General features: G+C 71.5%; 13 protein-coding genes. 9 read left to right on the top strand and 4 right to left on the bottom strand.

Annotated elements, in window-relative coordinates; genetic code table 11:
- Positions 1 to 59 precede the first annotated feature (59 nt).
- Both BLT99_RS07890 and BLT99_RS07885 read left to right on the top strand, forming a co-directional pair.
- A complete protein-coding gene (locus tag BLT99_RS07890; RefSeq protein ID WP_092670760.1) occupies positions 60 to 1,550 on the top strand; it encodes an SDR family oxidoreductase in 1,491 nt (496 codons plus the stop codon).
- A gap of 65 nt (positions 1,551 to 1,615) precedes the next feature.
- Positions 1,616 to 2,578: a glycerophosphodiester phosphodiesterase gene (locus tag BLT99_RS07885; protein ID WP_092670758.1), complete on the top strand. Its 963-nt coding sequence runs from the start codon at positions 1,616 to 1,618 to the stop codon at positions 2,576 to 2,578.
- A 12-nt stretch (positions 2,579 to 2,590) separates the two neighbouring features.
- Here BLT99_RS07885 and BLT99_RS07880 read toward each other — a convergent pair whose 3' ends face one another.
- The gene (locus BLT99_RS07880) at positions 2,591 to 3,160 is read right to left on the bottom strand and encodes an O-acetyl-ADP-ribose deacetylase (protein WP_092670756.1); all 570 of its coding nucleotides are present in this window, start codon (positions 3,158 to 3,160) and stop codon (positions 2,591 to 2,593) included.
- Positions 3,161 to 3,163: 3 nt separating this feature from the next.
- Positions 3,164 to 3,442: a metal-sensitive transcriptional regulator gene (locus BLT99_RS07875; RefSeq protein ID WP_092670754.1), complete on the bottom strand. Its 279-nt coding sequence runs from the start codon at positions 3,440 to 3,442 to the stop codon at positions 3,164 to 3,166.
- A gap of 84 nt (positions 3,443 to 3,526) precedes the next feature.
- Here BLT99_RS07875 and BLT99_RS07870 point away from each other — a divergent pair, with 84 nt between their 5' ends.
- On the top strand, positions 3,527 to 5,428 hold the full coding sequence (locus BLT99_RS07870) for a DUF2207 family protein (RefSeq protein ID WP_092670752.1): 1,902 nt from the start codon (positions 3,527 to 3,529) through the stop codon (positions 5,426 to 5,428).
- Positions 5,429 to 5,456: 28 nt separating this feature from the next.
- Here the strand turns inward: BLT99_RS07870 and BLT99_RS07865 are convergent, their stop codons facing one another.
- Positions 5,457 to 5,666 (bottom strand): hypothetical protein, encoded by a 210-nt coding sequence (locus BLT99_RS07865; protein ID WP_092670750.1) that lies wholly within the window; start codon positions 5,664 to 5,666, stop codon positions 5,457 to 5,459.
- 262 nt (positions 5,667 to 5,928) lie between these two features.
- Between BLT99_RS07865 and BLT99_RS07860 the strand changes: the two genes are divergently transcribed.
- The 6 genes from BLT99_RS07860 to BLT99_RS07835 all read left to right on the top strand — a co-directional run bounded on the left by BLT99_RS07860 (position 5,929) and on the right by BLT99_RS07835 (position 12,934).
- The gene (locus BLT99_RS07860; protein ID WP_229724763.1) at positions 5,929 to 8,052 is read left to right on the top strand and encodes a DEAD/DEAH box helicase; all 2,124 of its coding nucleotides are present in this window, start codon (positions 5,929 to 5,931) and stop codon (positions 8,050 to 8,052) included.
- Between the two features lie 108 nt (positions 8,053 to 8,160).
- Positions 8,161 to 9,192 (top strand): 6-phosphofructokinase, encoded by a 1,032-nt coding sequence (locus BLT99_RS07855; protein WP_092675856.1) that lies wholly within the window; start codon positions 8,161 to 8,163, stop codon positions 9,190 to 9,192.
- Between the two features lie 3 nt (positions 9,193 to 9,195).
- Positions 9,196 to 9,705 (top strand): 8-oxo-dGTP diphosphatase, encoded by a 510-nt coding sequence (locus tag BLT99_RS07850; RefSeq protein WP_092670746.1) that lies wholly within the window; start codon positions 9,196 to 9,198, stop codon positions 9,703 to 9,705.
- A gap of 90 nt (positions 9,706 to 9,795) precedes the next feature.
- Complete coding sequence (locus BLT99_RS07845) at positions 9,796 to 10,974, top strand: inorganic phosphate transporter (protein ID WP_092670744.1); 1,179 nt, start codon at positions 9,796 to 9,798, stop codon at positions 10,972 to 10,974.
- Positions 10,971 to 11,312, top strand: a complete 342-nt coding sequence (locus BLT99_RS07840; protein WP_092670742.1) for a peptidase — start codon at positions 10,971 to 10,973, stop codon at positions 11,310 to 11,312. Before BLT99_RS07845 ends, BLT99_RS07840 begins: the two co-directional genes overlap by 4 nt.
- Positions 11,313 to 11,413: 101 nt before the next feature.
- A complete protein-coding gene (locus tag BLT99_RS07835) occupies positions 11,414 to 12,934 on the top strand; it encodes an NCS2 family permease (protein ID WP_092675853.1) in 1,521 nt (506 codons plus the stop codon).
- Position 12,935: 1 nt separating this feature from the next.
- On the opposite strand, the gene BLT99_RS07830 is transcribed toward BLT99_RS07835, so the two are convergent.
- Complete coding sequence (locus tag BLT99_RS07830; RefSeq protein WP_092670740.1) at positions 12,936 to 14,285, bottom strand: uracil-xanthine permease family protein; 1,350 nt, start codon at positions 14,283 to 14,285, stop codon at positions 12,936 to 12,938.
- Positions 14,286 to 14,288: the final 3 nt, after the last annotated feature.

The raw sequence follows: 14,288 nt of genomic DNA, 5'->3' as shown, positions 1-14,288 counted from the left end.
CGGGGGATTCACAGTCCCCGCCCGGCCCGGTCCGCCGCTCGCGGGCTAGGGTCGGGGCCATGCGCATCCTGGTGACCGGTGCGACCGGGTACATCGGCGGCCGGCTCGTTCCGCGTCTCATCGCGGCCGGCCACGACGTCAGGGTGCTGGTGCGTCGCCCCGAGCGGCTCCGCGACGTCCCGTGGTCGGCCGAGGTCGAGGTCGTCGAGGGCGACCTCACGGATGCCGCAGCCGTCGAGCGGGCGACGCGCGAGATCGACGTCGTGTACTACCTCGTCCACTCGATGGGCGGGCGAGGCTCGTTCGAGGACGTCGAGGAGCGCATCGCGCGCAATGTCGCGGTCGCGGCGCGGACCAACGGCGTCCGTCGGATCGTGTACCTGGGCGGCCTGCACCCGGACGGCGCCCGGCTCTCGCGCCACCTGCGCTCGCGTGTCCGCGTGGGTGAGATCCTGCTCGCGTCGGGCGTGCCGACGATCGTGCTGCAGGCCGGCGTCATCATCGGCTCCGGCTCGACCTCGTTCGAGATGATCCGCCACCTGACCGAGGTGCTGCCGTACATGCCGGCCCCGCGGTGGGTCCGCAACTTCATCCAGCCGATCGCGGTGCGCGACGTGCTGCACTACCTGATCCAGGCGGCCGACGTGCCGGCCGAGGTGAACCGCGCGTTCGACATCGGCGGGCCCGACGTGCTGCGCTACGGCCAGCTCATGAACGGGTACGCCCTCGAGGCGGGCCTGCGCCAGCGCCCGATCGCGGCGCTGCCCGTGCTCACGCCGTGGCTGGCCGGCCAATGGGTCAACCTCGTCACGCCGATCCCGCGCCGGCTCGCGGTGCCGATCATCGAGTCGCTCCAGTTCGACTGCGTGATGCGCGACCATGACATCGATGCCGTCATCCCGCCGCCGCCCGAGGGCCTGGTCGGCTACCGCCGCTCGGTGCGCCTGGCGCTCGAGAAGGAGCGGCTCGCCGAGGTCGAGACGAGCTGGCGCAACGCCGAGGTGGCGGGCGCCCCGAGCGATCCGCTGCCGAGCGATCCGAACTGGGCGGGGCACACGGTCTACGTCGACGAGCGCGAACGCCGGTCGGGCGCGCCGGCGGCGGCGCTCTGGGCGGTCATCGAGGGCGTCGGCGGCGAGAACGGCTGGTACTCGTTCCCCCTCGCATGGGCGGTCCGCGGATGGATCGACAAGCTGTTCGGGGGAGTCGGCCTGCGGCGCGGCCGCCGCGACCCCGACACGCTCCATCCGGGCGACGCGGTCGACTTCTGGCGCGTGGAGGCGCTCGAGCGGCCGAGGTTCCTGCGCCTGCGCGCCGAGATGCGCGTGCCGGGTCGCGCCTGGCTCGAGATGTCGGCCGAACCCGACGGCGCAGGGCCCGACGGCGGATCCACGTATCGCCAGCGCGCCGTCTTCTTCCCGAAGGGGCTCGCGGGGCGGCTCTACTGGTGGTCCGTGTTCCCGTTCCACGGCATCGTGTTCGCGGGCATGGCGAACCGCATCACGGCCGAGGCCGAGGCGGCGTCATCCGAGAAGGTAACGAAACGGTAACGGCGTTGCTAGAGTGACCTGCACGGTCCGCGCGACGGCGCTCGGACCCGAGGAAGGTCCAATCCGTGCGTCGTGCCCCCGACGCGGTCGACCCCGCGACCGCGCCCGCCCGAGTCCCGTCGATCCGCCGCCCCGGCCTGCGCCGCCTCACCGTACCGCCGCGTCCGGTCGTGCGAGCCGCGCTCGCCGGAATGGGCGTCGCCGCAGTGGCCTCGCTGCTCTGGACCGTGTCGACGCCCACCGACGTCTACGCGATCGACGTGTTCGGGGCGCTCCGACAGCCGGGCGAGGCCGCCGCGATCATCGGACATCGCGGCGACCGCTCGATGGCTCCGGAGAACACCATGCCCGCGCTCGAGCTCGCGATGGACGACCTGCGCTACGTCGAGACCGACGTGCGGCTCACGCGTGACGGCGTGCCCGTGCTGTTCCACGACACCGACCTCGAGCGGGTCGCCGGACGCCACGAGCGCATCGAGGACCTCGACCACGCCGAGGTGGCACGGCTCGACGTGGGGAGCTGGTACGCCGACCAGTGGTCGGGGGAGCGCGTGCCGACGCTCGACGCCTTCCTCGATGCGCTCGCCGAACGCGAGGGCGCCCGCGCCCTCGTCGAGCTCAAGGCGGCCTGGACTCCCGACGAGGTGCGTCGCGTCGTCGACCTCGTCGAGGTCCACGGGCTCCGCGGGCGCGTCGTGCTGCAGAGCTTCAGCATCGAGACGCTGCAGTCCGTGCAGCGCGTCGCACCGACCATGCCACGCATCATGCTGATCCGCGAACTGCCGCCCGACCCGGTGCCGATCGCCGAGCAGCTCGGCGTGATCGGATTCGGCACCACCGCGGCCTCCGTCACGGCGGCGCAGGGTGCGGTCGACCTCGCGCACGCGGCCGGCATCGCGGTGCTGTGCTACACGCTCAACACGCAGGAGACGTGGGAGCAGGTGAGCGCGCTCGGGGTCGACGGCATCATCACCGACCAGCCCAGCGACCTCGATGCGTGGATCGCGTCGACGGCGCCCGGGACCTGAGCCGGACCGAGCTCACCCGACCACGACGGCGTCGAGGTCGAGTCGGTCGGCGGCCTCGGCGAAGGTGGCGTGCATGCCCGTCGAGAAGAGCACGAACCGCACGAGCGCGGGCGCGGCAGCGGCAGTGGCCGCCGTGCCGAGCGCGACCTCGGCCGCGTCGTCGGCGGGCCAGCCGTAGATGCCAGCCGACACCGCCGGCAGCGCGATCGACGTCGCCCCGAGCGACGCCGCCACGGCGAGCGAGTTGCGGTAGGCGTCCTCGAGGAGCGCGCGACGCTCCGCGAGCTGCGGACCCTCGCCCGGCCACACCGGCCCGACGGTGTGGACGACCCAGCGGGCGGCGAGCCGGCCGGCACCCGTGGCGACCGCGTGCCCCGTCGGCAGCCCGTCGGGCAGCGTCGTGGCGCGCAGTGCCCGGCATTCGGCCAGGATCTCGGGCCCGCCCGCCCTATGGATGGCGCCGTCGACGCCGCCGCCGCCGAGGAGCGACGAGTTCGCCGCGTTGACGATCGCGTCGACCCGCTCGCGCGTGAGGTCGCCGCGGACGAGTTCGATCCGTGCGCGGAAGGGCTGCCGCGCCATCCGTCAGCCCCGGTTGTTCGAGAGCTCGAAGATGCGCACGAGCTCGGAGACCGCCTCGTCGCGCTGGTCGCCGCCCTGCTCGTACATGTGCGAGACGTGCGTGCGCAGGTGGTTCTCGACGAGGAGCTTGTTGAGCGAGGCGAGGGACTTCTGGACGGCGAGCGACAGCGTGATGATGTCGACGCAGTAGTCCTCGTTCTCGATCATCTTCTCGATGCCGCGGAGCTGGCCCTCGATGATCTTCGTGCGGTGCAGTGCGCGCTTCTTGATGTCGTCGATCACCCTGTCAGGATACGCCGCACCGCGATACCCCTGGGCCGTATCGCGCGGATGACGCGAGGCCGCGCGGTTCGCTAGCGTGAGCGCATGCCCGCACCGCGTCCCGTCGCGCGCGTCGCCGCGGCCGTCACCGGCGCCGCCGTCGTCGGCGCAAGCGCCGCCTCGCTCGCCGTCGCATTGCTCGCCGCCCCCGCCGTCGCCGCGGAACCCGCGGCGGTGCTCCCGCCCGTGCGGGCCGTCCCCGCCGATGTCGACGACTTCACCTTCGCGCGGTTCGACGCGGTGTACGAGCTCGGTCGCGACGCCGATCGGCGTTCGGAGCTTCGCACGACCGAGACGCTCGTCGCCGTCTTCCCCGAGTTCGACCAGAATCGCGGCATCCGACGTGCCATCCCCCGCGACTACGACGGGCACCCCACCGACCTCCGCATCGAATCGGTGACGGATGGCTCGGGCACGCCCCGCTCGTTCGAGACCGAGCGAAGCGAGGACGGCGAGTTCGAGCTCGTCACGATCGCCGCCGACGACTACGTGCACGGCGAGCAGACGTACGTGATCACGTATCACCAGCGCAACGTCACGTTCGAGCCCGATGACGTGCCGCAACAGGAGTTCTACTGGGACGTCAACGGCACCGGCTGGGCGCAGCCCTTCGGCGTCGTTCGAGGCGAGGTGCGACTGCAGGACGGGCTCGTCGACGCGCTCTCGGGAGACAGCGCCTGCTATCGCGGGTACGAGGGCTCGTCGACGCCGTGCGAGGTGCTGGAGGTGGACTCCGCCGCCGATCCCGCCGTGGTCGCGCAGGCGAGTTCGCTCGGGCCGTACGAGAACCTGACCGTGGCGATCGGATTCCGTCCCGGCACCTTCGAACCGCGCGACGAGCGGTTCACGTCGTCGCCGGCGGCGATGACGTCGGCGATCACCGCGCTCCTGGCGGTCGCCACCGCGATCGCGGCCGCGGTGATGCGGGCCGTGCGCTGGCGCAACCATCCCGGCCGGGGCATCATCGTGGCCGAGTACGAGCCGCCCGAGGGACTCTCGCTCATGGAGGCCGCCGACCTCGTGCGCGCTCCGGGCAAGGGCATCACGGCGACGATCCTCGCCGAGGCGGTCGCGGGACGCCTGCGTGTCGTCGAGACCGGCCGCAAGAAGTACGCGGTCGAGCTCGTCGGCGGTGTCGACGACGGCGAACGCGACGCCCAGTCGGTGCTCCGCGCGCTGTTCGGGTCGCATGCCCCGCGCGGAAGCCGACACGATCTGAAGTCCCGCGATTCCACGCTCGCGACCGAGCTCCAGAGCCTCCGTCGGTGGGTGCGCTCGCGGGTGTCGAAAGAGGGGCTGCGCCGCCGGCCCGATCTCGGATGGCGAGTGCTGCTCGCCGTGGCAGCCATCGTCGCCGCAACGCTCGCGGTCCTGTTCGGCATCATCGCCCTCGACGACCGGATGGGCGGAGCGTGGCCGTGGCTGACGCTCGGCGTGGGGGTGATCGGGGCGCTCGCGACCCTCTGGATCGTGGCCGGCGTCCGCCCGCTCACCGAGCGCGGCCGGGCGCTGCGGGACCACCTGGAGGGACTGCGGGAGTTCATCCGACTCGCCGAGGCGGACCGCATCAGGATGCTCCAGAGCCCGAGCGGAGCCGAGCGGGTTCCCTCCGCGGACGGGCGAGCCGCGTCCCCGGCACCGGGCGTCGATCCCGAGCAGGTCCTCCGGGTCACCGAGCGGCTGCTGCCCTACGCCGTGCTCTTCGGACAGGAGCGCGAGTGGAGCGACGAGCTCGCCGCGCTCTACGCCGAGCGCGGCCGACAGCCTGAGTGGTACTCGGGCCGCGACGGATTCAACGCGGTCGCGTTCTCCTCGGGGGTCAGCTCGTTCACCAGTGCGTCGAGCACCAGCTGGTCGGGATCGTCGTCGAGCTCGTCGTCAGGCGGGTCGGGCGGCGGCGGGTCCTCCGGCGGCGGCGGTGGCGGCGGGGGAGGCGGCGGCGTGTGAGCGCCGGGGCCCGTGCGACGGCGCGGGCTCAGCCCTCGTCGGCCGTGCCGCGCTCCTCGGGGAGCGGCACGCGGCGCTCGGCGTCGATCCCCGGTACGTCGTCCTCGTCGGACTCCTCGCCCACCGGCCGCGCATCGTCGTCGGCCGATTCGGGCTCGGGCGGCAGCTCACCGTCCTGAGCGACCTGGAACTCGTGATCGTCGGCGATCTCGCCGCCGATGCCCGTCGACTCGTCCATGGCATCGAGCGTAGCGCGTCGGCCCCGGACCCGCCCGGGCGGGTCCATTCGCGCCCGAGCCACTACGGCGCGTAGAATGTGCGAGGCGCCCGACGAATCCGTTCTTCGGACCGACGGCAGGGGAACTCCGCTCCGCCATGCTCGGCTCCGGGATTCGGCGCACCGCGACGACGGCATCGACGTCCGATCCCGTCCGGCGGTGCCGGTCACCGTGCCGGTGACCAGGGAGCCGTCCGCATCGGGCCCAGACAGGGGAGGACCATTGGCCCAGACGAGGCAGCGGCAGCGTACGCGCTCGCGTGACGACGACGCGCCCATCATCCCGATCCTCGCGCGCAAGGTGCGCGAGGTCGAGCAGAAGGCCCAGAAGAACAAGCTGGGCCCCACGAACCGCACGAAGTTCCAGGTCATCGCGCTGCTCATGCGCGAGGAGCGCGCCCGCGTGAAGGGCGACGGCGAACTCGCCGACTCCGCCCGCGCCGAGCTGCTGAAGCGCCTCGACGGCATCGCGCAGATCCTCGCGAAGACCGCCGCACGCGACACCAGCCTGATCACCCTCCTCGAACCGGATGCCTCGATCTCCACGGTCGCGCAGCGGTTCCGCCGCGACTGGCTGCTCGAGTCGGGTGCCGAGCTCAGCGAGGACGAACTCATCATCGTCCGCGAGCCCGAGGCGAAGCCCGAGCTGGCCGAGAACCAGGTGATCCCGCCGTCGGTGAAGTCGAGGCAGCTCGCCAACCCGTTCCTCGCGCCCGATTTCGACCGCGGCGGGCAGCCGCCCGTCCCCATCCGCCGGCTGGCGAACTGGGAGCTGCTCGGCCCGCTCTTCAAGTCGTTCGAGACCGGTTCCGGCGGACAGGCGGCGTCGATGGACCTGCCGGAGGCGCCGAAGGTCGACCGACTCGCCCCGCGCGGGCTCGAACTGATGCACCACCAGGCCCGCTTCATCGAGGCCGCGCGCCAGGGCCACCGACGATTCCTCCTCGCCGACGAGCCGGGCCTCGGCAAGACCGCGCAGTCGGTGCTCGCGGCATCCGTCGCCGGCGCGTACCCGCTGCTCGCGGTCGTGCCGAACGTGGTCAAGATGAACTGGGCGCGCGAGGTCGAGCGCTGGACGCCGCACCGCCGTGCGACCGTCATCCACGGCGACGGCGACAGCGTCGATGCGTTCGCCGACGTCATCGTCGTCAACTACGACGTGCTCGATCGGCACATGGCGTGGCTGTCGACGCTCGGCTTCCGCGGCATGGTCGTCGACGAGGCGCACTTCATCAAGAACCTCCAGTCGCAGCGCTCGCGCAACGTGCTCGCCCTGGCCGAGCGGATCCGCCGGAACACGCCGGGCGGCGACCCGTTGCTGCTCGCGCTCACGGGCACGCCGCTCATCAACGACGTCGACGACTTCCGTGCGATCTGGCAGTTCCTCGGCTGGATCGTCGGCGACCGGCCGTCGCCCGAGCTGCTCGGCAAGCTGGAAGAGACGGGACTCACGCCCGCCGAGCCCGGATTCTACGCCGAGGCGCGCCGCACCGTCATCGACCTCGGCATCGTGCGCCGCCGCAAGAAGGACGTGGCCGCCGACCTGCCCGACAAGCGCATCGCCGACCTGCCCGTCGAACTCGACGACGAGCTGGGGCGGTCGATCCGCGCCGCCGAGCGCGAGCTCGGCCACCGCCTCGCGAACCGGTTCCGCGCGCTCGTCGAGTCCCGCCGCCTGCGGGTGGGCGATCTCGACGAGCTCGAGCGCGACCAGTTCATCCGAGCCGTCGCGATGTCCGAGCTCGAGGAGTCGAAGTCGGCGAAGTCGGGCGAGAACGTCTTCACCATGGTCCGCCGGATCGGGCAGGCCAAGGCCGGCCTCGCGGCCGACTACGCGGCGCAACTGGCGCGCTCGGCCGGCAAGGTCGTCTTCTTCGCCAAGCACATCGACGTCATGGACCAGGCCGAGGCCTCGTTCGCGGCCCGCGAGCTGCGCTCGGTGTCGATCCGGGGCGATCAGAACGCCATCGCCCGACAGCAGGCGATCGACGCGTTCAACACCGACCCCGAGGTCTCGGTCGCGGTGTGCTCGCTCACCGCGGCGGGCGTCGGCGTCAACCTGCAGTCGGCGTCGAACGTCGTGCTCGCCGAACTGAGCTGGACCGCCGCCGAGCAGACGCAGGCGATCGACCGCGTGCACCGCATCGGGCAGGACGAGCCCGTCACGGCGTGGCGCATCATCGCGGCGCACACCGTGGACGCGCGCATCGCCGAGCTCATCGACCAGAAGCAGGGGCTCGCGCTCCGAGCGCTGGACGGCAGCGACGTCGAGCCGGGCTCGGCCGACTCGGTGCAGCTCGACGCGCTCCAGCACCTGCTCCGCCAGGCCCTGGACGGTGCGCTGTAGGCCACGTTTGGGACGGCGGAGTCGCGCCCCGCTAGACTCCCCACGTTCGCGCCTCGATGAAGCGGCCAGCCCGCGAACGTCCACCTCACGAGGAGTCACCCAGTGGTCATGAAGATCGGCATTCTCACGAGCGGCGGCGACTGCCCCGGCCTCAACGCGGTCATCCGCGGGGCGGTGCTCAAGGGCGTCATCTCGCACGAAGCGGAGTTCGTGGGATTCCGATGGGGCTGGAAGGGCGTCGTCGAGGGCGACATCGTGCCCGTGACGCGACACGACGTGCGGGGCCTCTCCAAGCAGGGCGGCACGATCCTCGGCTCGAGCCGCACGAACCCCTTCGAGGGCGAGAACGGCGGCCCCGACAACATCCGCCGCATGCTCGAGGCCGAGGGCATCGACGCGATCATCGCGATCGGCGGCGAGGGCACGCTGACCGCGGCCCGCCGCCTGGTCGACGAAGGCGGACTGCCCGTCATCGGCGTGCCCAAGACGATCGACAACGACCTCGCGGCGACCGACTACTCCTTCGGGTTCGACACGGCCGTCGAGATCGCGACCGAGGCCATCGACCGACTCCGCACCACCGCGGAATCGCACAACCGATGCATGGTGCTCGAGGTCATGGGCCGGCACGTGGGCTGGATCGCGCTGCACTCCGGCATGGCCGGTGGGGCCCACGCCATCCTCATCCCCGAGCAGCCCATGAGCATCGACGAGATCTGCCACTACGTGGAGTCGGTCCGCGAGCGCGGCCGCGCCCCGCTCATCGTCGTCGCCGAGGGCTTCAAGCTCGACACGATGGACGAAGCGCACTCGCACCTCGGCCTCGACGCGTTCAACCGACCGCGCCTCGGCGGCATCGCCGAGAAGCTCGCCCCCATCATCGAGGAGCGCACCGGCATCGAGTCCCGCCACACGGTGCTGGGTCACATCCAGCGCGGCGGCGCGCCGTCGGCGTACGACCGGGTGCTCGCCACGCGCCTCGGCATGGCGGCCGTCGACGCAGCCGTCGACCGCGCCTGGGGCAGCATGGTGACGCTTCGCGGGACCGACATCGCCCGCGTCACGATCGCCGAGGCGACCGGCGGCCTCAACCTGGTGCCTCAGTCGCGGTACGACGAGGCCCGCATCCTCTTCGGCTGATCGATGGGCGAGCCGGTGCCCGGTCCGTCGACGGCGCTGCCGCAGGTGTGCGTCTGCTACGTGCTGCGCGAGGTCGACGGGCGCGCCGAGGTGCTGCTCGGACGCAAGAAGCACGGACTGGGACGGGGCTACTACGTGGGTCTCGGCGGCAAGCTCGAGCCCGGCGAGTCGGCCACGGACGCGGCCGTCCGCGAGGTCCACGAGGAATCGGGCCTGATCGTCCTCGCCGGCGAACTCGAGCCCCGCGGGCTGCTGACCTACCACTTCCCGCACCGCGAGGCGTGGAGCCAGGAATCGAGCGTGTTCGTCGCCCGCTCGTTCACGGGCGACCCCGCGCCATCCGACGAGCTGGACCCCGAATGGTTCGCGCTCGACGAGGTCCCGCTCGACGAGATGTGGGACGACGCGAAGCGCTGGCTCCCCGGCGTGCTCGCCGGCGGGCGCGTCCGCCGGACCTTCGTGTTCGGGGCGGACCTGTCAAGCGTGGTGCACGAGCACAATCACGTCGCGTAGGATCATGCGAGGTTCGGCGCTCGCCGGATACCGCACCCACCATCCGTGAACACCAGGCGAATTCCTCGCCGATCGCACAGAAAGACGCCGGTGGATCTCACCCTCATCGTCGTGCTGGTCATCGCACTGGCGCTCTTCTTCGACTTCACGAACGGCTTCCACGACACCGCGAACGCGATGGCGACGCCGATCGCGACGGGTGCGCTCAAGCCGAAGATCGCGGTCGCCCTGGCCGCGGTACTGAACCTGATCGGCGCCTTCCTCTCGACCGAGGTGGCCAAGACCATCTCCGGCGGACTGATCCGCGAGGGCCAGGACGGCGTCCTCATCACGCCCGAGCTCATCTTCGCCGGCCTGATCGGCGCCATCACCTGGAACATGGTGACCTGGCTGCTGGGCCTGCCCTCCTCCTCGAGCCACGCGCTGTTCGGCGGGCTCATCGGCGCCGCGATCGTGGGCTTCGGCGTGCAGGCCATCGACGGCAGCGTCGTGCTGTCGAAGATCATCCTCCCGGCGATCCTCGCACCGCTCACGGCGGGCCTCATCGCGTTCACGGCGACCAAGCTCGCGTACGCGATCACGCGTCGTTACGACGGCAAGCCCGACGGGCGCGACGGCTTCCGGCACGCTCAGATCTACTCCAGCTCGCTCGTCGCGCTCGCGCACGGCACGAACGACGCGCAGAAGACCATGGGCGTCATCACGCTCACGCTCATCTCGGTCGGCGCGCAGCCCGTCGGCTCTGGTCCCGAGACCTGGGTCATCGTCACGTGCGCGATCGCGATCGCGCTGGGCACGTACATGGGCGGATGGCGCATCATCAAGACGCTCGGCACCGGCCTCACCGACGTCAAGCCCGCGCAGGGATTCGCGGCCGAGACGTCGACGGCGGCCACGATCCTCGCGTCGAGCCACCTCGGATTCGCACTGTCGACCACGCAGGTCGCGTCGGGCTCGGTGATCGGCTCGGGTCTCGGACGCCGCGGCTCGAAGGTGCGCTGGCGCACCGCGGGCCGTATCGGCGTGGGCTGGCTGCTGACGCTCCCGGCGTCGGGCATCGTGGGCGCCCTCGCGGCCTTCGTCGCGCTCACCGGGCCGGCCGGCGTCATCATCGACGCGATCGGTGCGGCCGTGATCATCGGCGGCATCTTCATGTGGTCGCGTCGCGACGAGGTGTCGCACCACAACGTGCTCAGCGAGGTGGCCGACTCGGGCCGCGCGGTCAAGATCAAGCGCAACCCGAAGCCGAAGAAGAAGGTGGCCAAGTGATCGACTGGATCGCATTCGTCGTCGTGCTCGTGGCGGCGCTGGTCGGGGCGAGCGTCGTCGTCAGCCTGTACTCGCTGGGCATCCGGCTGCTCACGATCTCCGGACGGACGCCCGTCGTGGCACCCGCCGAGTTCACCGACGCGATCACCGTGATCACGCCCGAAGAGGCGGCCAAGGCCGCGAAGCGGGCCGAGAAGGCCGCGCGCAAGAGCCCGCTGACCGAGGGCCAGAAGCGCCTGGCGCACATCGGCGCGTGGGCGTGCTTCGTCCTCGGCGGCATCTCCGTCCTGTACGGAATCTTCCTGATCGTGCCGGCGTTGCACCGCTTCGTGGCCTGATCGGGCCGCGACCCCACGGGCCGCTGCCGTCCCACCCGACCTCCCCGCTCACGAGAGCGGATCCGACCGGGTGCGCGCGCACCCCCGACCCCGTGGATGAGATGAACCCGAACGGACCCGACACCAGGACCGAGAACGAGCTCGAGACCGCGGTCGAGCGCGGTGCCGACGCCCGTGCGCTCGACGCCCCTGCCGCTCCGCGCTCAGCGCTCGACCGCTTCTTCGGCATCACGGCGCGCGGATCGACCGTCGCCTCCGAGGTGCGCGGCGGCGTGGTGACCTTCGTGACCATGGCGTACATCGTGATCCTCAACCCGATCATCCTGTCCAGCGGCACGGATGTCGCGGGGCAGACGCTCGGCTTCCCGCAGGTCGCGGCCGTGACGGCGCTGACCGCCGGCGTGATGACGATCCTCTTCGGACTGGTCGCCCGCGTGCCCTTCGCGTTCGCGGCAGGCCTGGGCATCAACTCGTTCCTCGCGGTGTCCGTCGTCGGCCAGGTGACCTGGCCCGAGGCGATGGGCCTGGTGCTCGTGAACGGCCTGATCATCGTGCTGCTGGCCGCCACGGGGCTGCGCCGCCTGATCTTCACCGCCGTGCCGATGCAGCTCAAGCTCGCCATCACGGTGGGCATCGGCCTCTTCATCGCGTTCATCGGGTTCGTCGACGCCGGATTCGTGACGGCGACCGGCGCCGCATCGCCGCCGGTCGGGCTCGGGGTCGCCGGCTCCGTCGGGACCGTGCCGACGATCGTGTTCGTGGTCACCCTGCTGCTGACCGGCGTCCTCGTGGCCCGCAAGGTCAAGGGCGGTATCCTCATCGGCCTGCTCTCGGGCACGGTGCTCGCGCTCGTGCTCGAAGCCGTCCTCGACCTCGGTCCCAAGGTCGGCGCCGACGGCACGGTGAACCCGCAGGGCTGGGGCTTGTCGGTGCCCGAGCTGCCCGCCCAGTGGGTCAGCCTGCCCGACCTCTCGCTCGTCGGCCAGGTGAGCCTCGGCAGCTTCGAGCGCATCGGCGTGCTCGCCGCGCTCATGCTGGTCTTCACGCTCGTGTTCACGAACTTCTTCGATGCGCTCGGCACGATGACGGGCCTGTCGAAGGAGGCCGGCCTGGCCGACGCGAAGGGCGAGTTCCCGCGCCTGCGCTCGGCGCTGGTCGTCGAGGGCGTCGGCGCCGTCGCGGGCGGGTTCACGTCGAGCTCGTCCAACACCGTCTTCATCGAGTCGGGCTCCGGCATCGGCGAGGGCGCGCGCACCGGCCTCGCGAACCTCGTGACCGGCGGCCTCTTCCTCCTCGCGATGTTCCTGACGCCGCTCACCTCGATCGTGCCCTCCGAGGTCGCCGCGGCCGCACTCGTCATCGTCGGTGCGCTCATGATGGCGCAGATCCGATCCATCGACCTGTCCGACTTCTCGGTCCTGCTTCCGGTGTTCCTGACCGTGACCGTGATGCCGCTGACCTACTCGATCGCGAACGGCATCGGCGCGGGCTTCATCGGCTGGGTGGTCGTGCGCTCGCTAGGGGGCAAGGCGCGGGAGATCAGCCCGCTGCTGTGGGTGGTCGCCGCGGGCTTCCTCGTGTACTTCGCGCGCGGGCCCGTCGAGGCGTTGCTCGCGGGCTGAGTCAGGGTGCGGCCGGGGCGTCGGGCGTCGTCGCGCTCGCCCCGGTCGCCGGCTGCTCGGCCGGCGTCGCCGTGCCGCGCAGGCGTGCGATGCCCCGCATGAGGTGGTAGATCACGATCGCCGCGATGGTGCCGAGCGCGATGCCGTTGAACACCACGTCGCCCGCCGAGAACGTGAAGTCGGCGATGCCCACCACGAGCGCGGTGGCCGCGGTGAACTGGTTGACCGGGTTGGTGAAGTCGACCCGGTTGTCGACCCAGATCTTCACGCCGATGATGCCGATCAGGCCGTAGAGCGCGGTCGTCACGCCGCCGAGCACGCCCGGCGGGATGGTGTTGATGACGGCGCCGACCTTGGGCGAGAGCCCGAGCAGCACGGCGAACCCTCCCGCGACCCAGTAGGCGGCGGTCGAGTACACGCGCGTCGCGGCCATGACTCCGATGTTCTCGCCGTACGTCGTGGTGCCCGAGCCGCCGAAGAAGCCGGCGATCGTGGTGGCGAGGCCGTCCGCGAAGAGCGCGCGACCCGTGGAGGCGTTGATCGAGGCATCCGTCATCTGCGCGACGCCCCGGATGTGGCCGACGTTCTCGGCGACGAGCACGAGGACCACGGGCAGGAATGCCGGGAGCAGGCCCCAGACCGCGGCGTCGGCGATCGGGTTGGCCGGCAGGTGGAAGGCTGGCAGGCCGACCCACGCCGCCTCGCCGACGGCGGCGAAGTCGACCTCGCCCTGCAGCACCGCGACGACGTAGCCGACGGCGACGCCGAGCAGGATCGACATGCGCCCGAGGATGCCGCGGAACGCGACGCTCGCGACGATGACGGCCGTGAGCGTGACGAGCGCCGTGAGCGGCGCGGCCTCGAAGTTGTCGCGCGCGACCGGCGCGAGGTTGAGGCCGATGAGCGCCACGATCGCGCCGGCGACGACGGGCGGCATGAGCGCGTCGATCCACCGCGATCCGGCGAACTGCACGACGAGGCCGACGATGAGGAGCAGGATGCCCACCACGACGATGCCGAAGAGGGCGGCGCCCATCGGGTCGGCCGTCCGGTCGGCCGCCATCGCCGCAGTGATCGGCGCGATGAACGCGAACGACGAGCCGAGGTAGCTCGGCACGCGGTTGCGGGTGATGAGCAGGAACAGGATGGTGCCGAGCCCCGAGAAGAACAGCGTGGTCGCGGGCGGGAAGCCCGTGATGATGGGCACGAGGAACGTCGCGCCGAACATCGCGACGACGTGCTGGGCGCCGAGTCCGATGGTGCGCGGCCACGACAGGCGCTCCCCGGGCGCGACGACCTCGCCCGGGGCGACGTGGGTGCCGTCGCCGTGCAGCGTCCAGGGCAGGGGCATCAG

This window comes from Agromyces flavus (genome assembly GCF_900104685.1).
In the GTDB taxonomy this organism is placed as follows: domain Bacteria; phylum Actinomycetota; class Actinomycetes; order Actinomycetales; family Microbacteriaceae; genus Agromyces; species Agromyces flavus.
Note: the sequence above shows the minus strand (reverse complement) of the source record. Positions and strands in the feature narration are given on the sequence as shown.